Origin of the sequence: Adhaeribacter pallidiroseus (assembly GCF_003340495.1) — a bacterium.
GTDB classification, from domain to species: domain Bacteria; phylum Bacteroidota; class Bacteroidia; order Cytophagales; family Hymenobacteraceae; genus Adhaeribacter; species Adhaeribacter pallidiroseus.
In genome coordinates this window covers 5792369-5812860 of sequence record NZ_QASA01000001.1, presented here as the reverse complement: position 1 = coordinate 5812860, position 20492 = coordinate 5792369, and the positions used below count along the sequence as shown (strand labels likewise).

Below are 20492 nucleotides of genomic sequence, written 5' to 3'. Positions count from 1 at the left end.
TTATTTAAAATATTCAAAAACTGTCCATTGTAAAATTATGTATTTGATGCTTGGCAATGCTCCCGAACGTAAATAGATAATCTCTTTTTTTAGGAAGTTTTAAGAGAATGCTATTCATTAAGCCTAAAATAGCAGTACGTAAAATGGGCTGTAAATAAGCAAAACAAACAGGTATACAGGTAGGCTACTTTGTATTATCAATAAGGTATAGTATGGCCAAAAACCCTTAAAAACAAACAAACCATAACGGTGGCGTTATGGTTTGTAAGTAGGTTTGTGGAGCTGCAGGGATTCGAACCCTGGTCCAGACAAGGAAACCGTCGAGCTTTCTACATGCTTAGTTGCCGTTGGGTTTTCGAGCACGTTTAGGTCGGCACCAGACCTGTGAACGTGCCTTAGATACTTTAGCTTCGCTTGGGTGCCGTACCTTCACTCGCGCTATCCAATCATTTCGATGCCCCGTACTCAACCGCGGAATGGAGTAGCAGTTGCGGGACAATGGCTATTGCTTAATACCTAGATTAAGCAGCCATGGCGTAGTTAGTCTCGCCGATTATTGTTTGAACGACTTTTTAACAGGAGATTCGCTCAACTCCCGACATGCTTACCCGCAGCCTGCACAAGCTGTCAATTCCAGTCAGCCCCGTTTTTGCGGATTGTACTATAAACATTAAGCAACAGTAAAAAATTCCGGAATGTTTTAGTCTGTAAAGTTACAAAACTAAAAGGAAATAGTTTTATGCTTACTACCCAAAACATTTAATTTTAAGCAACTACCCAAAAAAGCCCCGCTGATGTACCAGCGGGGCTTTTTTATTTTAAAAAAATTAAAAAATCAATCTTCGTCGTAGCTGGTATGGCGGGCACGTCCTTCATAACCGCCCTGGTTTCCCCGGTGCGAGGCATTATACTGATTATCATCCAATTGGTTTTGTGGCCCACGTCTGGAATTGGTTTCATAACCACTCTGGCCTTGGTATCGCGTCCGGTTTTCGTATGAATCATTATTCCGGAAGTTATTTTGTTGCCCATTGCCATAGTTGCCCCGGTTGTTAGAATCATCTCGCCGGTCAAACTGAGGAGAGTTACCGTAGTTAGATCCTCGATTTTGATCGCGGTTTGTTTCCCGGAACCGATTATTATCGTGTTGCCCCTGGTGGCTGTCGTAACCCGGTGAACCATAGTTATTACCGTAAGCTCCGCCACGTTCATTCCGCGGCGACCGGTACTCATCGTTGTAAGAACCACCTTGCGAACCGTAACCACCTTGCTGGTTGTAACCCCCTTGCCGATCCTGCTGATTTCCATAACCAGCTTGGTTACCATAATTGGCATTAGAACTGTAAGAAGATCCTAAACGGTCAGAAGCGCCCTGTTGCCTTGATTGATTTGCAGGATAGTTGCGATTTTGCTGATCGTAATTATTACCGTAATTATATCTATCTTGCTGATTGTGCTGCTCCCACTGCGAAGAGTTTCCCCGGTATTCTTGTCCGCGGTAATCATCCTGCTGCCGGAACCGAGCTTGCTGATTCCAATCTTGCTGATTATTCTGGTTACCCCGGTATTGGTTATTGGGCTGCCGATAGTCGCTGTTCCGCATGTCGTGGCCACCATAATTCCCTTGGAACCCACCGGATGTATGGTTGCTGTATTGGCCGCCTTCCGGTAGGCCGTAGCCGCCTCGTGCAGCCGACGGATAGCCGCTGTTATTATCTTCATGCGATTGTTGATTACCATAGCCGCCCTGAAAGCCGCCAAAGTTACCGTAACCACCGTACCCTGGAGCAGCAGGTTGTTGTCCATTTTGGTCGCGGGTACCCGATTGGCCATAACCACCATAGCCGGTACCACGGCCATCAAAGTCACCTGGGTGGCCGTAATTGCCGCCCTGGTTTCCCCAACTGCCGCGTTGTTCCGTACCGTAATTGTCATAATCCGAATGGCTATAATCGCCCCGATTAGGTTGCTGCGACCAGTTTTTATCTCCAAACTGGTTATCCTGATTCTGGTTTTCTTTGTCTTTATTGCCGGGTTGCTCCATCGAATTTTGCTGCGCATCTGGATTAGTAGAGTTCTGATTACCAGCCCCTTCAGTATCACCTGCTTTAGCTACGCTGCTCTTAGCATTTTTATCTGCAGCAGTTGCAGCATTAGCAGTTTTAGTGTTATTCTTGTTTTTGTTATCGGCAGTTCCGGTATTTGCCGCAGCGGTAACCGGGTCTGCTTTAGAACCAGTTTGTTGGGTAGTATTGGTTGCGTCAGCTTTATTTTCAACTCTTTTTCCGAATAAGCCCTCCGACTCCTTCTTGTTTTCTTTGTTTTGATCTTTGTTTTCCGGAGTAGCAGTATTTTCTAAACTACTAGCCAGGTTAGCAGGCTTATTTCCGGAGTTGTTTTGCATAGACGCGGAATCGGTGCCAGTTGCCGAAAGAGAAGAAGCAAGCCCCGAATTAGAATTTTTATTCTGATCTTCAGCCTGATTTTTTTGATTGTTTTCCATTTTTATTCTGGGTTAAGTTGGAAGAAAAATTAGACAAACAGCTTACAAACAGTCTTAAACATTGTAATAAATAAATCTTTTTTTGGGCTATCTGCTATACTATAAATCAGTGTAATGTTTTGGTATACGCAGCATTTTTCCCCGATGTTTTAAATTGCACAGGTTCAAAGAGGCAGCAAAAAGAAGATCAGGAGAGTAATCTTAACGTTTAAAAATCAGATTTTTAGCTATTTGAAACATTTATTAAACCAAGCCAACAGAAAGAAAGATTTTGTTAGATAATTAATAATTTAGAGGGTTTAGAAAAGAATAGCTAATTTCTAAAATGTATTCCCTAATCTGCGTTTTCAAGAAGCAAGCAGTTCAGCTATCTTGCCTGTTAATTTTGTTTAATACTTAAAAACCAAGAGTGTTTGTTATCTGAATTTAGAGGCGCGAGATAAAAGTTGGCAAAATCGGCTGTTTTACGTTTTTTTCAAAAAAGAGGTAATAGAATGTAATAAATTAGTATTTTAGTGCCATAAAGTTCCTTTTAAAATTAAATTTTTTAAAACCTTGTAAAATATGTCTGGTATAAGGCTTTAAAAAGAAGAAATATTAAATTTAAATTCTATCTTTGTATTAATTATTAATTTCACATTTTTTATGAAAACAGGTAAAGTAAAATTTTTTAATGAATCTAAAGGATTCGGTTTCATTGTTTCAGACGAAAACAACCAAGACATTTTCGTTCATCAGAGCGGTCTGGTTCACGAAATTCGCGAGAATGACCGGGTTTCTTTTGAAGTAACCGAAGGTAAAAAAGGTTTGAATGCAGTTAATGTAGAGAGAATCTAACCGAAAAAAATATATTGCCGTTAGGCATCGTATTATTTTACTATTATCCCGTTCAGCAAACTGAACGGGATTTTTTTATTTTAAACCCTAACTTAAGCGAGGTAATTTTTGCGTTCTAGAATAGTGAAATTATTCAAAGTTTAACATAGTGCCCCTGCTCGAAATATTCGCGGCTTTTTAGGGTTCGGGTTCCATAACCTTGTCGATCATTTCCTGCGCCTCCTGCATTTCTTCGGGTTCGGCTACGGGTACTTCCTGTTCTACCGCTTCCGCTGGTTCATAGTTTAAGCGTAAAAACATCGGGAAATGATCAGAGCCAAACTTAGGCAACCTTTTAATACGTATGAGCCGGAAGGCCGGATCGTAAAAAATATGATCTAAGGAATACCGGAAAAAAGGAATAAGGGCATTATAGGTGTTAAAAAATCCGCGTCCGATCCGTGGATCTAACAAGCCACTTATTTTACGAAACAAGTTAGTGGTGTACGACCAGGCTACATCATTCAGGTCGCCGGCCACAATGGTTGCCAAAGGGGTAAGTTTAGCTAACTGGGCCACTTGCAGCAGTTCGGCTTCGCGGGTATCGGTGTTTTTATCGTAATGCGGCGGCCGGGGATGTACGGTAAATAAATCAATTTTTCTGCCGGTGGGTAATTCCACAATGGCGTAAAAAGAAGGAATGTCCGGCTCCACAATAAACTGAATGCTGTGCGAAACCAGCTTAAATTTACTGTACAGCATCATGCCATAAGTATTCTCCTGGGGCTTTTTAATCGAATAGGCATAAACTTTATCTAATTCCCTAACAGCATCGGCCCATTTTTGGTTGGGCTCGTTAATAAGCAGAATATCCGGATCGGTTTCGCGAACTACCTTTAAGAACTTCTCGTACTTTTTATTTGACATCCGCACATTCGACACCATAATACTAAAAGAATTGGCCGGTGCTTTTAAGTTACTCCGTAAGGCTTCCACCTTAACGAAGGGAGTAAAGCGGTAAATGTGCAAGATTTCGTTAAAAAGGGCTAAGCCCAGCAGAACGGCAAAAACTACTTCGTAAAAAGTGGTAAACGGACTTATATACATATATAGCCCCAGCGTGATAGCCAAAAAAAGAGCAACCTGCGTTCGGGGGAAGTCCAAAATGCGAATCCACCAGTAGTGGGTTCTAATAAGCGGCAAAAACGAAAAGAGGATTAGTAAGGCGCCAAATGTTTCAAGGATAAGTTTCATGTATTTTATTCTTAGAATATAACCATATTTTACCCGTTTTTTACCAAAAGGTTAGGTATTTACCGCCATTCTCATCCGCATTTTTACTGAATTTTAAAAATTATGCATTAAAGCTGTTTTAGGGGATTATTTTTTCTACCCGTATGCCTACTGCCATAACTCCCGGCAAAGGATCTTTGCGCATGTATTGTTTTAACCTGATGGTATAAGTGCCGGCTTTCGGAAATTTAAAATTTTTAATAGCTAAAAACTGATGATCGAAAATATCGCCGGAACCATCGCCGAGGGGTTTACCAGTGGTCTTGTCCATCAGATACATCTCGTGGAGTTTTACATCCAGAGGTTTGCCATCCGGGTCTAGTAATTCGGCGCGCAGGTACAAGTTGTAAAACTCATAGAAAATAGCGTTGCGTACATTAAAGTAAATATTATAGGTGCTGGCGGGTTCCTGAATCGTAAACGAAAATTGCGGCACGTTTCTAATCTGCCAGCTATTATTAGGTATATCCTGGTTTTCTTCAAATATCCGGTTCTTATCGCAGCCCGTTAAAGCCACGATAAGAATTATGAAGTATACCAATTTGCGCCACTGCATCACAAAGTAGCTGGTTTATCCGGACGAGGAATTTTGGGTTTGTGCGCCGGCCGCTTTTCGCGGAACCGCGGCTGGTCATCGTTATTATTTTCGGACTTAATTTTCTCCGGCCGATTTACAGGCGCCGTGCTTACCAGCGCCGCGCCATTGCCGGCTTCAGCTGGTACCGGGCGGGGCTTATTCTTTTTATTTTTAAATTTATTCTTCGGTTTAGTCGCACTTGGTCCTTGCCCCGGTATAGCCGCATCATTTACTACTTCCGGCGTTTTAGCAGTCGCATTTACTAGGGGTTGCTCGCCTTTATTTTCTTTATTATCCGGATTTTTTTTCTTTTTCTTCTTTTTCTTCGGCTTCACAAATTTCTCATCCAGCCGTTCCAGATTGCCTTCTAGTTGCGCTACCAGGCTAACTTCTTTTTTCGGATTTTCTACTACCGGTACCAAGGTGTCTACGGGCTTACCTTGCGCATTTATTTCCAGTATTTCTTTTACCCGGTCTACACTTACAGGATACCAGTTATTATCGTCGCGGAAACCAAACCACATCAACCGTTTAAAAATATCGGTTTTTTGCAGGACGGCATCGCCTCGCTGGGTTAATAACGGCCGCGTTACGTTCGGGATGTCTTTTAATGCATCCATGTACGTTTCGAGCTCGTAATTTAAGCAGCACTTTAACCGGCCACATTGCCCGGATAATTTGCTCGGGTTTAACGAAAGATTCTGGTACCGCGCAGCGGTGGTTGATACGCTTTTGAAATCGGTGAGCCAGGTAGAGCAACATAACTCACGGCCACACGAACCAATACCGCCTAAACGACCCGCTTCGTGGCGCAAGCTAATTTGCCGCATTTCTACCCGGATTTTAAATTCATCGGCCAGTTTTTTAATTAAATCCCGGAAATCTACCCGGTCTTCGGCGGAATAGTAAAAAGTAGCTTTTGAACGGTCGGCTTGGTATTCCACATCCGATAACTTCATTTTCAGCTTGCAATCCTGAATAATGGTCCGGGCCCGGTACATAGTATTGGACTCCAGATCCTGCACCGCCTGTAATTTTTCTAAATCTTTTTCGGTGGCAATCCGGTAAATGCTGCGAATTTCTTCGTTGTTATCAACTTTCTTCTTCAGCATCTGTAACCGTACCAGTTCTCCCTTTAACGATACATAACCAATATGATGGCCATTGGGCACATCCACTACTACCGCATCGCCGGTTATTAAGGGTAAACTATTTACATTCCGGTAAAAATCTTTCCGGCCACCTTTAAATCTTACTTCAACTATATCAAATTCTTCAAACGACGTGGGTAAATCCATGTCGCTTAACCAATCAAATACATTTAAACGGTTGCAACCGCCGGTACTACACCCGCCGTTGCTTTTACAGCCATTTGTGCTGCAGCCGCCGCTAGAACATGAACCGCATCCCACAATATATTCTCCTTATATCTAAAATTCCTGTTTTCTTTATTTTAATCGTTTTTTAACACGATAACAACAAATATACACAAAAACCGAATCCAGACTAATTTAATATGCGGCGCTTACCGCAGCAACTACGTATTGCAAGCAAACCCATAATATTAAAATACCGATTGCGGTGGGTATATCTGCTTTGAAGACAGTAAACAACTTAAAAAAATTCGTTTCGCATAGGCAAATTAAAAGCAGGGTATGCGCCTGCTTTTTTTAAATTTTACCTTTCGCGCAACCTGGTTCTAGGGTTTCAGAACTACTTTTACGCAATTATCTTCTTTTTTCTTGAATATCTCGTAGCCGTGTGGGGCTTCGGACAAAGGTAAGGTATGGGTAATAATATCGTTGAGGGTTACTTTACCGGTTTGCACCAGGTTCATTAAATGATCGATGTAGATTTGTACGGGGGCCTGGGTACCCATTAAAGTAATGCCTTTATCGAACCAGCGGCCCAACGGAAAGTTATCGTACGGTGCGCCGTAAACCCCCACTACGCTCACTACTCCCGCCCGGCGAACAGCCCGCAGGCACGTTTCCAGTACTTTGGTGGTGCCTTTTTCAAAATTTATCACGGCTTTGGCTTTTTCCAGCAAACTCCGGTCGGCTTCCATACCTACAGCATCAATACACACGTCGGCGCCCCGGCCTTCGGTCATGCTGCGGATAAGTTCTACCACCTGGTCTTCGCTTTCCCAAAGGATGGTTTCGGAATTGGCGGCTTTTTTAGCCATATCCAAGCGATACTGCTGGATATCAATGTTTACGACCCGACCCGCGCCCATAATCCAGGCCGATTTAGCCGCCATAATGCCTACCGGTCCGGCCCCGAATATAGCCACGGTTTCGCCTCCTTTTATGCGGCCCCAGTCGGCAGCAGCCCAGCCCGTCGGGAAAATATCGGTTAAAAATAATACTTGTTCATCGGTAAGTTCATCCGGTACAATCCGGGGTCCGAAATCAGCATAAGGCACCCGCACGTATTCGGCCTGACCACCTTGAATGCCGCCGTAAAGATCGGTATAGCCAAACAAAGCCGCCCCTTTTTCGGTCATTAAACCCCCATCTGGTCCGTAGTTTTTATTTGAGTTTTCGCACTGGGTGGGCCATTTGTTGTTACAGAAAAAACAGCTCCCGCACGCAATGGGGAAAGGAACCACTACCCGGTCGCCTTTTTTTAAATTTCCGACTCCCGACCCTACTTCTTCTACAATTCCCATAAACTCGTGGCCCAGCACCATGTTGTTCATTTGGGGCACAAAGCCGTCGAGAATATGCAAATCGGAGCCGCAGATAGCCGTGGAAGTAACCCGAATAATCGCGTCGCGATTATCTTCAATAATAGGATCGTCGACGGTATCTACCCGAACATCGTTGATTTTGTGAAATACAAGCGCTTTCATAGTTTTAGTTTAGGCGATGAAACATTAGCCACAATCCGAAGAGTTGTAGCCCAGATCACTACACTAACGAAAACTTACTAAGGGAGTTATAAAGCGTTTTGGGTTTATCCGACTTGTTTTTGTTTATCTTTAATTAAAATGCAAGAGGCAGGCGCGGAGATCGCGGAAAATTTAAAAAAAATTGATAGAGGGTACTCCGTTTTTATAAATAATTATTGATGCTATTTCAGTGGCAGAACCTTTATTTCAGAAGTAGAAATTAAAAAAATTTGTTCTTCACCAATAACCACTTGTTTTATGGTGGTTGTATCTACTGAGGCAGGCAAATCCAAAGTTTTTTCCTGCAGCGTATATAAATTAAATAAGTGAATTTTATTGTTTTGCCAGTAGTACAACTCATCATTACGAAAGCCCATGTACGACAAACCGGTAAAGGGCAACCTTTTTTGGTAATTTCCTAGATTATCGAACACATAAATGCCCGATAGTTTATCCAGCAGATACAAGTTGTTTTGATATTCGCGCAAAGACCGGATATCGTAAGCTTGTTTTGGAAATACTAAGTCTAAAGGAATAGTACGGGTTGCTTCCGGAAACTGTAAGTCAATTTTGTAAAGACTAAAGTTACTCTCGTTAAAAGCCCATATTTTGTTATCCTGCGAGATAGTAGCCGTTTTTACCAGACCATCTACATAATCTCGTAAGTTAATAGTGCTGATTGGAGCCAGGAAGCGATCGAGAAAAGCTATTTTTTGCTGATCGTCGTAAAAGAGTAAAATCTTAGCCGGGTTCCAGGCCTCCAGCATAGAAATGCGGCCCGTAACAGGCGGTGAGAAGGTAGCTATTAACTTACCAGCGCCATCGTATTTATGTAAGTTATTCTGCCGGTCGGTGAGATAAATATTATTTAAGCGATCCTGCGAAACTACTTCGGTAAATAAAACTTTATTCGTTACCGGATCAGATGGATTTAATGAAGTTTGCGCCAGGCAAGTGCTTGAGGCCATTAGGAGGATAATGATCCAAAATACTCCCGGAATAACCGAAATACGCTTATTTTTCAAAATATTCGAGTGTAAGTTGCTGGCCGTCAAATACCGCATAGGAAAAAAAGTTTACCCATTCGCCCAGGTTGATGTACTGCGACCGGTTATTTAGCTGAATATTTAATGGCAAATGCCGGTGTCCAAAAACGTAGTAATCGTGATGCGTTTGTTTCTCCACTTCCTGGCAGTACGTTACCAGCCATTCCCGCTCTCCTTTAAAAACCTCGTCTTTTACTGTGTTACTAATTCGGCTGCGCCTAGACCATTTGGTGGCAATGCCAATACCTAAGTTAGGATGAATGCGGGCAAACAACCATTGGCAAATCTTATTGGCGAATATGCGCTTCAGAACTTTATAGGTGTAATCCTTGGGGCCTAGTCCGTCGCCGTGGCCAATTAAAAAAGTTTTACCGTTAAACTGCGTGGTGATCGGTTTACGAATGATCGGAATATTGAGCTCTTTGGTAAAATAATCAAACATCCACATATCGTGGTTACCCGTGAAAAAGTAAACCGGAATGCCACTATCCGTAATTTCGGCTAATTTACCTTGCAACCGGATAAAGCCGCGCGGAATAGCGTGATTGTATTCAAACCAGAAATCGAAAATATCGCCTACCAGAATAATTAATGCTGCATCCGCTTTTATCTGGTCGAGCCAACGCACTATTTTTTTCTCGCGAATTAAGCTGCGGGCAGCATCGGGTACACCTAAATGAAAATCAGAAGCAAAGTAGACTTTTTTACCGGGCGGCAAATGCCTAATGGGGGATATCATCAATTAAAAACAGAACCAATTCGCGCGGTCCGTGGGCGCCCATAACCAAAGTTTTTTCAATATCGGCAGTTCGGCTAGGTCCGCTAACCAGCGAAATCATGGATGGTATTTTGTTGCCGTACTTGTTTTTAATTAACTGCAATCCTTCTTTAATATCGGCTACTAATTGGGTCATGCGAGCTACCACTAAATGTTTTTCGGGGTAGATACTTAATCGTCGACCACTTTCGGTAGCGCCACTTACAAAGATACTGCCGGTACGCGCAATTAAGGCTTCGCAAGTGGTTAAACCGGCATCACCTTGTTTAATAAAATTACTTTCGTCATCTAAAAAATGAATGCCTGCTGCGTAAAGCTTGGTTTGCCATTCCTGTTCCCAGACAAATAAATTTTGAATGCCTTTTTCTTGCTTAAAGGCAAATAGCTGATCAAAAAAATCTTCTTCTGATTCGCAGTAAACAAAAGTGCCACTATTTTTTAAAAAATTAGTGGCAAAGGTAACCGACAAGTCGTCATCGAGTGGCGGATATAAATCAGCGCTAAAATCAGGAGTGGGAGGTACTACGGGCGCTGACTTAGCCAGCGCCTCGCGTACTTTCCTTAAAACTATATCTTTCGAACGAGCTTCGTACATGCCGGTGATAAATGTAAATAATTACCTTTTAACTCTCCACAGAATAAGATTGACCAGGGGCCGCTCCTTCCGGCTCCGGCTTTGGTCTTTTTTCATCGGAGCCATTATCTGCCGCAGCGGTATTTTTATTTTCGGTTGACTGTCCGTTCTGACTACCATTTTCGTGTACATGCCCACCGGTTTGTTGCTCTACTTCGCTCAAAGTCTGGCTCCGGTCGGTGCCCGACATGTGCGCCTGCAAAGTAGTTAAGCCGGCAAACGGCCGTTTACCCACTAACCGCTCTAAATCAGCCTGAAAAAGAATTTCCTTGGCCAGTAACTCCTGAGCTACCACTTCTAGCTCTTTCATTTTACTGGTCAGTAACTCCTTGGTGCGGTTATAGGCATCCTGAATTATCTTGCGGACCTCATTATCTATGGTCTGCGCGGTAGCATCGGAGTAAGGTTTGTTAAAAGAATAATCCGATTGTTTGGAATCGTAGAACGACACGTTACCGATTTTATCGTTCATCCCGTACATGGTTACAATGCTGTAAGCCATTTTGGTGATACGTTCTAAATCGCTTAACGCCCCCGTTGATATTTTTCCAAAAATTAATTCTTCGGCAGCACGGCCACCTAAAGCCATGCACATTTCGTCGATTAACTGTTCAGTAGTATACAAGAACTGTTCTTTTGGCAAATACTGGGCATAACCTAATGCCGCAATACCACGGGGCACAATACTTACTTTCACTAACGGATCGCAATGCTCCAGGAACCAACCCGCAATCGCGTGACCGGCTTCGTGGTAAGCCACAATCTTCTTTTCTTCCGGCGAAATAATTTTGTTTTTCTTCTCTAAACCACCGATTACGCGGTCAATCGCATCGTTAAAATCCTGCAGCTCTACTTTTTTCTTATCCCGGCGAGCGGCAATTAAAGCGGCTTCGTTACACACGTTCGCAATTTCGGCACCGGCAAAACCAGGGGTTTGCGCCGCTAATTTCTTCGGATCTACGTCTTCGGATAAAGCTAACGGCGTTAAGTGCACCCGGAAAATTTCGGTACGCCCGATAATATCTGGTTTATCAATGCTAATCTGGCGGTCGAAACGACCGGGACGCAATAAAGCGGAGTCTAAAGTATCCGGACGGTTAGTAGCTGCCAGAATAATAACCCCGGAATCCGTACCAAAACCATCCATTTCTACCAACAACGAGTTCAGCGTATTTTCCCGTTCATCGTTACCACCCGGTACTTGTCCGCGGCTCCGCGAACGGCCAATGGCATCAATCTCATCAATAAAAATGATACACGGCGCTTTGGCTTTGGCTTGTTTAAATAAATCACGTACCCGGGCAGCACCTACCCCCACAAACATCTCCACGAAATCAGAACCGGATAGAGAGAAAAACGGTACGTCGGCTTCGCCGGCAACGGCTTTCGCTAACAAGGTTTTACCGGTACCCGGAGGACCTACCAGCAGAGCACCTTTCGGTATTTTACCACCCAAGATGGTAAACTTGGCCGGATTTTTTAAAAATTCAACAATCTCCTGGATTTCTTCTTTGGCTTCTTCCAGGCCAGCTACGTCTTTAAACGTAATTTTTACCTTGTTTTCGGCATCGAACAAAGCCGCCCGGGATTTACCAATATTAAAAATCTGCCCCCCCCGGCCCCGTTGGTAACGCGGCGCATTAAGAACCAGAAACCAAAGAGTAAAATTAAGATAAAGCCCCAGTTTACAAACATATCCGTGAAAGCCGTGCGGCTTTCTATTTCAAAACCAATTCGTTCTTCTTTCGGGATGTTTTCCTGAATTTTATCAAAATCTTCTTTAAAAACTTCCGGCGAAATAATGGGTAAATGATACTGCGGACCTTGCTCCATGGCTAAAACACCACGTCCGGTAAGTTCCGATTTATATTTATCGTTTTGTAAGGCTTCTTCTTTCAGCGATACTTCTACCGTACGGCCGTTTACCATTACCAGGCTTTTTACATCCCGGCTCAGCATCATTTCCTCAAAACGTTGCTGGTTAATGGCAATAGTAGAATTACTGCGGTTAAAATAAGCAATACCAAAAATAAGGAACACGAGAGCAGCCAACACCCACATCTGCATCGTCGGACGAGGAGGGTTGTTGGGTAAATTTATCTTCTTTTTTTTATTAGAATTCTTGTCAGCCATGAATCTTAAAATTACAAGTAAATGAAGAACACGCTATTAAGCGAAATGTTCTGATTGTGATTAAACTACTTTTGCCGTTTCTGCTTCTACGTGGCGAATAGGAGCATCGCCCCACAATTCTTCGAGGGCATAAAACTCTCTTTTTTCTTTCAGGAAAATATGTACCACCACATCCACGTAATCCAGCAATATCCATTCTTTATTGGTGCGGCCTTCGCTTTGCCAAGGGTTTTGCTGAATGGTTTTCGAAACTTCTTCTTCAACAGAACGCGCAATGGCATCTAATTGCGTATCCGAGTTGGCCGAACAAATTACAAAATAATCCGAAACGGCGTTTTTCATCGATTTAAGGTCAATCACCACTATGTCAGAAGCTTTCTTTTCCTGCATTCCTTTCAAAACCACTTGTGTCAATATGTCTGACTCTTCCTTAATTCTCTTTTTTATCATATTATATTTTTACCTTTGAAGTACCAAAAATAATTAAAAAATTGACCCAATTTACACTAGGAACCCTGTTTATAGGTAAACAGATCATTTATTTGCCAACCTGTTCCTCCACTAATGTAGTTGCTTCAGAACTATTAGTCAAAAATAAAGCCACCGAAGGTTGTGTCGTAATTACGGATCATCAAACCGCTGGCCAAGGCCAACGTGGTAATACTTGGGAAGCCGAATCTGACAAAAATATTACTTTATCTGTAATTCTAAAGCCCGTTTTCTTAAGTGCAACGCAACAATTTTACTTAACCATGTGTGTGTCCCTTGCCGTTTTTGATCTGGTTCAACAAGTAGTACCCGGAAAAATTAAAATTAAATGGCCAAATGATATTGTTACGGAAGATAAAAAACTAGCGGGTATTTTAATTCAAAACACGATTAGCGGGTCTATTTTACAACATTCCGTGGTTGGAATTGGTTTAAACGTTAATCAGAAAATATTCCAGTTTCCGCGGGCTACTTCTTTGGCTAAACTTACGAATAAGGAATTCAATCGGGTAGTAATAACGGAAAAATTATTAGAGCATCTCGAAAAAAGATACCTGGAACTACGAAGCGGTCAGTTAGAAAAATTAAAAATCTCTTACTTACAGGCTCTTTACCGGTACCAATCAACCTACTTCTACGAAATTGATGGTGTAAAAACAACAGGACAAATTGTGGGCGTTGATGCTACTGGCCGTTTAGCGCTGCAAATCAACGAAGAGTTGCGGTTTTTTAATTTTAAAGAAATAGCTTATCTCTACTAAAAATTAAGTTTTTATACATACAAAAACACATGCAACTAATGCAGAATTTTGTTACTCTTATTACTTTAGAAACCAGATATTTTATTCTTGTTTTCGAATAAGGTTCTAACAAACCTATTTACTTGTTAAAAGCATTGCTATCGTTTTTATAATTCCCAATAAAATAAATATTTACAAATACCATATTTATTAATAACTTTAAAGTAAATTGTCTGCGAATTAAAAAAATCATATATTTAACTACTTTACATCGGGCACAATCCTTGTAATAAAGAAGTTATAATATTTTATTGCTCTTGGATTGATCTTTAGGTGCCATAGAGTCGTAGATATGCTTGTAAGATTTTACACAACCTGTACTTTTGCTTTTTCCTGTAAAAAGCAAATACGAAAAGAATACTTATGATATGAATACATTTACTAAAATAGGGATCGTAATTTTAATGGTGGGGTCTTGCCTGGCAGGCCACGCTAATAAAAGAGCGTTCGCCGATGTTCCTAAGAACGGACACTCTGCCACCAATATTGCCACCTGGAAAAAACATACCCCCGAAACTGCTACTTCCGCTATTTACGATAGTTGGTCTACTTTTGGGTTATCAAACTTCTCCCCCGATTTGTTAAAGCCTTTCGTGAGTAAGAAATTTGTTCATTATACAGCAACAACGTCGGCTAATCCGCATTTGTTAGGCGTTGGTCCGGTACAAAATGGCATTAGTCCGGATAATGGCAAAGCTAAATTATTGCCTACTTTAAGTGCCTATCCCAATCCGTCGAAAGGCAGGTTTACTATTTCGCTTACGCAAACAGCCGGCGATATTTATAAAATCAAGATCTCGAATACAATTGGTAAGGTTATTCAAACCATTACCCTCGGCGATAATGCGAACGCCGCTGATATATCCATTGACTTATCGGATCGGCCGGCGGGTGTTTATTTTTATAGCTTGTTAGTGAATGACAAAATGGTAGAAACAAAACGCCTGATTTTGCAACAATAAAATTGATTCAAAATAGTTTATTAGATAGCCGGCCCCGAAAGCCGGCTATTTTTTTGAAAATTAAAACCACAGCACTTTTTTAAAACTTAATTTATTACTTTCGGGGATTCTTTCAAACACACTTTATGATTCAGTTTAATAGAATTAATAACATTGTTGGTTGGTTAGTATTTCTGGTGGCAACCGTTGTTTACGGCTTAACCATTGAACCTACTGCCAGCTTCTGGGATGCCGGAGAATTTATTGCCTGCTCTTACAAATTGCTAGTGCCGCACCCGCCGGGCGCTCCTTTCTTTTTATTAATCGGCCGGATATTTTCCTTATTTGCCGCAGGCGATGTTTTAAAAGTTGCTCCTTTAATTAACTTTTTATCCGGATTAATGAGCGCCGCTACCGTGTTGTTCTTATTCTGGAGCATCACCATTCTGGCCCGGAAGCTAATTGTAAAAACCGAAGATGGTCAACCTGCCTTTGGCCAGGCCTTACTTATTTTAGGCAGTGGTATAATCGGCACCCTTGCTTTTACCTTCTCCGATTCGTTCTGGTTTTCGGCCGTAGAAGCTGAAGTTTACGCCATGTCGTCGTTTTTTACGGCTTTTGTGTTTTGGGCCATGCTGAAGTGGGAAATGCAAACCGATCGGGCCAGCGGCGATAAATGGCTGATCCTGATTGCTTACATGATGGGGTTATCCATTGGGGTGCACTTGCTTAACTTGCTAGCAGTACCCGCATTAGCTTTTATCTATTATTATAAAAACAACCGGGGAAAAACTTCTACTAAAGGTATGGTATTTACCTTTGTTACCAGTGCACTGATTATTGGTATTATCTTGTGGGGCATTATTCCGGGCTTGCCATCGTTGGCAGGTCGCTTTGAAGTATTCTTTATTAACACCGTTGGTTTACCGTTCGGTAGCGGCATTATTATTTTTCTGTTATTATTCTTAGCTGCGCTTATTTACGGGTTGTTTTATTCCCACCAACGCGTTAAGCCCGTTTTAAATACCGCCTTATTATGCTTCGTCTTTATTTTAATCGGCTATTCTTCTTATTTAATTATTCCGATCCGGTCGACTTACGACCCTACTATTGATGAAAACGATCCGGAAAATATAGTAAGCTTTGTTTCTTATTTAAAACGCGAACAATACGGCGACCGGCCTTTACTTTATGGTCCGCAATTTAACGCCGAAGTAGTGGACCAGAAAGAAGGCGAACCCCGCTACATTAAAGGCAAAGACAAATACGAAATTGCCGATTATAAGATTGAGCCGGTTTACGACCCCAAAGATATGGCCTTGTTGCCGCGTATTTACAGTTCGCAACCGCAGCACATTCAGGAATACAAAAAATGGGTAAACATACAGGAAGGACAAAAACCATCCATGGGCGAAAACTTTTCTTTTTTGTTTAATTACCAATTAGGGCACATGTACTGGCGTTACTTTCTCTGGAATTTTGTGGGTCGCGACAGCGATGTGCAACAATCCGGCGTTTTGTGGCCGGTAGAACGTACCGATAATTTACCCAACCGCGTAGCTGATAGTAAAGCCCGTAATAATTTTTACATGCTGCCGCTTATTTTGGGTTTAGTGGGCTTATTTTTTCAGGTGCGGAAAGACGAGAAAAACGCTTTTATTGTGGGTTTGTTGTTTTTCTTTACCGGGGTGGCTATTGCTATTTACCTGAACCAACCGCCTATTGAGCCCCGCGAAAGAGATTATACCTTTGCCGGTTCTTTTTATGCATTCTGTATCTGGATTGGCCTGGGTGTAATTGGTTTAGCTTCGTTGCTAGAGAAAATTTTAAAAAAAGACACTCTACGAGCCGGGATAGTAACGGTACTTTGTTTATCGGTGCCGGTAATTATGGCGGTGCAAGGTTGGGATGATCATGATCGCTCGGATAAGTATAACACGGTGGACTCCGCTAAGAATTTACTGAGTTCCTGTGCTCCGAATGCTATTTTGTTTACTAATGGCGATAACGACACGTTCCCGCTCTGGTATGCCCAGGAAGTAGAAGGATTTCGGACGGATGTGCGCGTAGCCGTATTGAGCTACCTGAACACCGATTGGTACCTCGACCAGATGAAGCGCCGCTCCTACAAATCAGATCCATTACCTATTTCGCTGGAAAACGAAAACTACCGCCAAGGCACCAACGACTACTTGCCCTACGTGGAAAAGCCCCAGGTAAAAGCCGGTATGGATTTAAAACAGTTTATTTCGTTGGTTAAACAGAACCATCCGGTTTTACAGGTGCAAGCTCAAACCGGTAAACCTTTTATGTCGTTCCCGACGAAAAACTTTTTCTTAACAGTAGATAAAGCCGCGGTATTGCAGAGTGGCATTGTGCCGAAAGAACGCGAAGGCCAGATTGTAGAGCAAATGGCCTGGAACGTGGGTAAATCAGCTTTAGAAAAGAAACATTTGGCTATTCTGGACATTCTGGCTACCAACGATTGGAAACGGCCGGTTTACTTCTCCACTACCGTATCCAGCTCAGATTTCATGAATTTGCAGCCGTATTTTCAACTGGAAGGCTTGGCTTACCGCATTTTACCGGTAAAAAATTCAACTGCCGAAGATGAAGGTTACGTAGCTAAAGACTTGATGTATGATAACATGCTGAAGAAATTCCAGTGGCGCAACCTGGATGATCCGCGTATTTTTTACGACGAGAGCTTCATTAGCCAATTACCACCCAACACGCGCGACAAATTCTATCGTTTAGCAAACGCTTACTTAGCCAGTAACAATCCGGCCAAGGCCAAAGAAGTAATGGATTATTGCTTTAAGGTAATGCCCGACAAATCCATCCCGTACGATTACTACACGCCCCAGTTTATCGAACCTTTAAACAAAGTAGGTGAGAAACAAAAGGCAATGGAAATAATGGATAAAATGGAACAACGCACGACTAAAGCTTTGGCCTATTACGCAGAGCAAGGGAGTTTATTTGACCGGGAGCAACAAACCAGCTTTATTACTTTACAGCAGCTCATTTTTTCTGCCCGTGCCTTAGGATTAAACGATCGAGCGGCTAAAATGGAACAAACCTTTATGCGCTATTACGGGGGAAATCAGTAAGCCTTAATACCTTATTTTTACAAAGAGAAAGCCGGTACATATACCGGCTTTCTCTTTGTAGCGTTTATAAGAAAAGACGACACACCATGGCCGTTTTTTAAAATTTTATATTTATTACGATCTTATTCCGTTAAAAAGAAAGCATGTACAACTATTTTCCATCTTTCTTCGTCCGTAAAAATTGCGATCAGAACCAAGGCTTTTTAACTCTGGTTAGTTATTTTGTTATTCTGGTACTTTTAACTTCTGCTTGTTCTCCTGAATTAATGCCGGCTCGCACCGGTTTAAAATATTCCTTTCTGCCCGACACTGGCTTGAGTTACGATTATCAAACGGGAATAGATAGCCTAAATATTTTCATTAAAATCACAAATAAATCCACCATTGGCAATTTACAAAAACCCGGTAGCACCATCCCTTACTTCTTAAGCCGGGATTATACCCGCAATAACATTTATTGGCGCGATTCGGTGGTAGCGGTGAACAAAAATTTAAAAAATCTACCATCGGACGCTGCCATGCTTGATTTTGCTTTACCCATCAGCAAAATTACTTATCCATCCGTATTGGTATTACGCTTGCCCCAGTTTTCAGCTACCCAGGAAGAAACGCTGCTCGATATTCCGCTTACGGCTGCTTCTAAAAACCAGAACTTTCTGCTGCTCGATTCCACGGGGCAGTTTCCGCTGTTTCAAACGTATATCAACAACCAACAAGCTTTTTATATTCCGGCATCCGGACCAGACACACAGGTAACGGCCCGGCAATTTCCTTTAACCATTACGCCGGCCATCCCACCAATGTCGCGCAAAAATGCGGCTTCGCCGCCTACTCTTAAAGTACAGAGTAAACCTGTTTTGCCGGTAAATCAAGCCACGCAACTAACCAGTCCCGGTGTTTATATCCTGGAAACCCAAACTGCTCGTCGCGCTTTACTCGTTGAAGAAGGCTCTTACCCCGCTTTAACTTCGGCGGCGGAATTAATTGAACCTTTGATTTATCTTACCAGTTCGGTAGAGCGTAAAAACCTGTACGATGCGCCAAACCCTAAGTTAGCCGTAGATGCTTTTTGGTTGGGCATTGCCCGGCAAGATCAAAATTTAGGTAAAAGCTTGATCCGAGAATATTACAGTAGGGTGGAGAAAGCCAATCGTTACTTTGCTTCGCACAAAGCAGGCTGGCTTACTGACCGCGGTATGATTTATCTGGTATTTGGTACCCCAGCTTATATTACCCGCAATTGGGACCGGGAGGAATGGATTTACCCGCAATATGATGGGCCAAATGCCGAAGTAAAATTCATTTTCATCAAAAAACCCAATACCTTTACTCAAAACCACTACGAACTCGTGCGCGATGCCGCCTACGAATTTGCCTGGTATAATCAAGTAGATCAATGGAGAAAAGGAACTATCGGGATGATAATGCCCGACGCCGCCCCTTCCGGCAGGAGAAATCGGAGAAGATAGAAATGATTTTTGGGCTCCGGCCCATTCTGGAGGCTTTACACGCCGGCAAAGTGCTGGAACGCATTTTTTTGCAGAAAGGCCAGCGTAACAGCATTACGCAAGATATTACCGAACTAGCGCATCAGGCGAAGGTACCCGTAGCTACCGTACCCGTCGAAAAATTGGATACCCTTACCCGCAAAAATCACCAGGGAGCCGTTGCTTTTTTATCAGCGATTACTTACCTGCCCCTGGATAATATTGTGGCCGATATTTACGAAAAAGGCAAAACCCCGCTGTTGTTAATACTGGACCGGATTACTGATGTGCGTAATTTTGGCTCGATTGCCCGTAATGCCGAATGCATGGGTGTGGATGCCATTGTAATTCCGAACCGCGGCGCTGCTCAAATCAACGGCGATGCTTTAAAAACTTCGGCGGGAGCCTTAAATCTTATTCCGGTGTGCCGGGAAACGAATTTAAAAGACACCATTACTTTCCTGCAACAATCGGGAATGCAAATTGTGGCCTGCACCGAAAAAGCCGAACAGAACCTTACCGAAACCATTGACTTTACCGGACCTACGGCTATTCTGATGGGCAGCGAAGAAGACGGCATTTCGCCGGAATATTTAAAAAAAGCGGATGTTCGGGTAAAAATACCGATGGCCGGCCAGATTGGTTCGCTCAACGTTTCGGTAGCCAGCGGCATTGTTTTGTTTGAAGTGTTGCGGCAGCGTTTAGCCGCTAACCAATAAGCAAAAATTTAAAAATTATACGAGACTTTCGCAAAAATGGTCAGTGAGGACACTGACAATGGCTAATGCCGCTGGTTGTGTCTGCACAACCAGCATTAAATATATTTTTGGATTAGTCCTGTTTCATTTTTTAAATTTTTGATTATGTAATAATCAATATGGGCCTTTATTTTGATTTAAACTCGTACCTTTTACACATGGCAGTAACTTATCAGAGATAAGCTAAAATAAAAACGGGTTGAAAATGAATGATTATCAACCCGTTTT

15 protein-coding genes, 1 other RNA gene and 1 pseudogene are annotated in these 20492 nt (G+C 42.4%); 6 read left to right on the top strand and 11 right to left on the bottom strand.

Annotated features, from left to right (window positions below; genetic code table 11):
• Nucleotides 1-274: 274 nt before the first annotated feature.
• Both ssrA and AHMF7616_RS23165 read right to left on the bottom strand, forming a co-directional pair.
• Nucleotides 275-645: a transfer-messenger RNA gene (gene ssrA, locus AHMF7616_RS23170) on the bottom strand.
• Nucleotides 646-835: 190 nt separating this feature from the next.
• On the bottom strand, nucleotides 836-2503 hold the full coding sequence (locus AHMF7616_RS23165; RefSeq protein WP_115375046.1) for a hypothetical protein: 1668 nt from the start codon (nucleotides 2501-2503) through the stop codon (nucleotides 836-838).
• A 645-nt stretch (nucleotides 2504-3148) separates the two neighbouring features.
• Between AHMF7616_RS23165 and AHMF7616_RS23160 the strand changes: the two genes are divergently transcribed.
• The gene (locus AHMF7616_RS23160; protein WP_115375045.1) at nucleotides 3149-3340 is read left to right on the top strand and encodes a cold-shock protein; all 192 of its coding nucleotides are present in this window, start codon (nucleotides 3149-3151) and stop codon (nucleotides 3338-3340) included.
• A 177-nt stretch (nucleotides 3341-3517) separates the two neighbouring features.
• Here AHMF7616_RS23160 and AHMF7616_RS23155 read toward each other — a convergent pair whose 3' ends face one another.
• The 9 genes and pseudogenes from AHMF7616_RS23155 to rsfS form a co-directional block, all read right to left on the bottom strand.
• Complete coding sequence (locus tag AHMF7616_RS23155; protein WP_115375044.1) at nucleotides 3518-4573, bottom strand: endonuclease/exonuclease/phosphatase family protein; 1056 nt, start codon at nucleotides 4571-4573, stop codon at nucleotides 3518-3520.
• Between the two features lie 118 nt (nucleotides 4574-4691).
• Nucleotides 4692-5168 carry a gliding motility lipoprotein GldH gene (locus AHMF7616_RS23150; protein ID WP_115375043.1) on the bottom strand — a complete coding sequence of 159 codons (477 nt, stop codon included), beginning with the start codon at nucleotides 5166-5168 and terminating at the stop codon, nucleotides 4692-4694.
• Nucleotides 5168-6487 carry a PSP1 domain-containing protein gene (locus AHMF7616_RS23145; RefSeq protein ID WP_115375042.1) on the bottom strand — a complete coding sequence of 440 codons (1320 nt, stop codon included), beginning with the start codon at nucleotides 6485-6487 and terminating at the stop codon, nucleotides 5168-5170. Before AHMF7616_RS23145 ends, AHMF7616_RS23150 begins: the two co-directional genes overlap by 1 nt.
• A gap of 401 nt (nucleotides 6488-6888) precedes the next feature.
• The gene (locus AHMF7616_RS23140) at nucleotides 6889-8046 is read right to left on the bottom strand and encodes a zinc-dependent alcohol dehydrogenase (RefSeq protein ID WP_115375041.1); all 1158 of its coding nucleotides are present in this window, start codon (nucleotides 8044-8046) and stop codon (nucleotides 6889-6891) included.
• A gap of 221 nt (nucleotides 8047-8267) precedes the next feature.
• Nucleotides 8268-9110, bottom strand: a complete 843-nt coding sequence (locus AHMF7616_RS23135; RefSeq protein WP_115375040.1) for a hypothetical protein — start codon at nucleotides 9108-9110, stop codon at nucleotides 8268-8270.
• Nucleotides 9100-9870, bottom strand: coding sequence for a UDP-2,3-diacylglucosamine diphosphatase (locus AHMF7616_RS23130; RefSeq protein WP_115375039.1), 771 nt, complete (start codon nucleotides 9868-9870; stop codon nucleotides 9100-9102). The genes AHMF7616_RS23135 and AHMF7616_RS23130 overlap by 11 nt, the downstream gene beginning before the upstream one ends.
• On the bottom strand, nucleotides 9854-10504 hold the full coding sequence (locus tag AHMF7616_RS23125) for a LutC/YkgG family protein (RefSeq protein WP_115375038.1): 651 nt from the start codon (nucleotides 10502-10504) through the stop codon (nucleotides 9854-9856). The genes AHMF7616_RS23130 and AHMF7616_RS23125 overlap by 17 nt, the downstream gene beginning before the upstream one ends.
• 28 nt (nucleotides 10505-10532) lie before the next feature.
• A pseudogene (gene ftsH, locus AHMF7616_RS23120) lies at nucleotides 10533-12676 on the bottom strand (ATP-dependent zinc metalloprotease FtsH).
• Nucleotides 12677-12736: 60 nt separating this feature from the next.
• Nucleotides 12737-13126 (bottom strand): ribosome silencing factor, encoded by a 390-nt coding sequence (rsfS, locus tag AHMF7616_RS23115; RefSeq protein ID WP_115375037.1) that lies wholly within the window; start codon nucleotides 13124-13126, stop codon nucleotides 12737-12739.
• Between the two features lie 41 nt (nucleotides 13127-13167).
• Here rsfS and AHMF7616_RS23110 point away from each other — a divergent pair, with 41 nt between their 5' ends.
• From AHMF7616_RS23110 to rlmB, 5 genes are all read left to right on the top strand, one after another.
• Nucleotides 13168-13926 (top strand): biotin--[acetyl-CoA-carboxylase] ligase, encoded by a 759-nt coding sequence (locus tag AHMF7616_RS23110; RefSeq protein ID WP_115375036.1) that lies wholly within the window; start codon nucleotides 13168-13170, stop codon nucleotides 13924-13926.
• 407 nt (nucleotides 13927-14333) lie between these two features.
• Complete coding sequence (locus AHMF7616_RS23105) at nucleotides 14334-14927, top strand: T9SS type A sorting domain-containing protein (protein ID WP_147275764.1); 594 nt, start codon at nucleotides 14334-14336, stop codon at nucleotides 14925-14927.
• A gap of 125 nt (nucleotides 14928-15052) precedes the next feature.
• Entirely contained in the window at nucleotides 15053-18019 is a 2967-nt protein-coding gene (locus AHMF7616_RS23100; RefSeq protein WP_115375034.1) for a glycosyltransferase family 117 protein, read from the top strand.
• A 143-nt stretch (nucleotides 18020-18162) separates the two neighbouring features.
• Nucleotides 18163-19488, top strand: a complete 1326-nt coding sequence (locus AHMF7616_RS23095) for a GWxTD domain-containing protein (protein WP_115375033.1) — start codon at nucleotides 18163-18165, stop codon at nucleotides 19486-19488.
• A complete protein-coding gene (rlmB, locus tag AHMF7616_RS23090; protein ID WP_115375032.1) occupies nucleotides 19416-20225 on the top strand; it encodes a 23S rRNA (guanosine(2251)-2'-O)-methyltransferase RlmB in 810 nt (269 codons plus the stop codon). The genes AHMF7616_RS23095 and rlmB overlap by 73 nt, the downstream gene beginning before the upstream one ends.
• Nucleotides 20226-20492: the final 267 nt, after the last annotated feature.

What these genes read in the sequence shown, in the direction of transcription:
- AHMF7616_RS23140 (WP_115375041.1), bottom strand. Translation starts at nt 8,046, where the DNA reads ATGAAAGCGCTTGTATTTCACAAAATCAACGATGTTCGGGTAGATACC.
- AHMF7616_RS23150 (WP_115375043.1), bottom strand. Translation starts at nt 5,168, where the DNA reads ATGCAGTGGCGCAAATTGGTATACTTCATAATTCTTATCGTGGCTTTA.
- AHMF7616_RS23100 (WP_115375034.1), top strand. Translation starts at nt 15,053, where the DNA reads ATGATTCAGTTTAATAGAATTAATAACATTGTTGGTTGGTTAGTATTT.
- AHMF7616_RS23145 (WP_115375042.1), bottom strand. Translation starts at nt 6,487, where the DNA reads ATGGATTTACCCACGTCGTTTGAAGAATTTGATATAGTTGAAGTAAGA.
- AHMF7616_RS23105 (WP_147275764.1), top strand. Translation starts at nt 14,334, where the DNA reads ATGAATACATTTACTAAAATAGGGATCGTAATTTTAATGGTGGGGTCT.
- AHMF7616_RS23155 (WP_115375044.1), bottom strand. Translation starts at nt 4,573, where the DNA reads ATGAAACTTATCCTTGAAACATTTGGCGCCTTACTAATCCTCTTTTCG.
- AHMF7616_RS23165 (WP_115375046.1), bottom strand. Translation starts at nt 2,503, where the DNA reads ATGGAAAACAATCAAAAAAATCAGGCTGAAGATCAGAATAAAAATTCT.
- rlmB (WP_115375032.1), top strand. Translation starts at nt 19,416, where the DNA reads ATGGAGAAAAGGAACTATCGGGATGATAATGCCCGACGCCGCCCCTTC.
- rsfS (WP_115375037.1), bottom strand. Translation starts at nt 13,126, where the DNA reads ATGATAAAAAAGAGAATTAAGGAAGAGTCAGACATATTGACACAAGTG.
- AHMF7616_RS23125 (WP_115375038.1), bottom strand. Translation starts at nt 10,504, where the DNA reads ATGTACGAAGCTCGTTCGAAAGATATAGTTTTAAGGAAAGTACGCGAG.
- AHMF7616_RS23095 (WP_115375033.1), top strand. Translation starts at nt 18,163, where the DNA reads ATGTACAACTATTTTCCATCTTTCTTCGTCCGTAAAAATTGCGATCAG.
- AHMF7616_RS23160 (WP_115375045.1), top strand. Translation starts at nt 3,149, where the DNA reads ATGAAAACAGGTAAAGTAAAATTTTTTAATGAATCTAAAGGATTCGGT.
- AHMF7616_RS23130 (WP_115375039.1), bottom strand. Translation starts at nt 9,870, where the DNA reads ATGATATCCCCCATTAGGCATTTGCCGCCCGGTAAAAAAGTCTACTTT.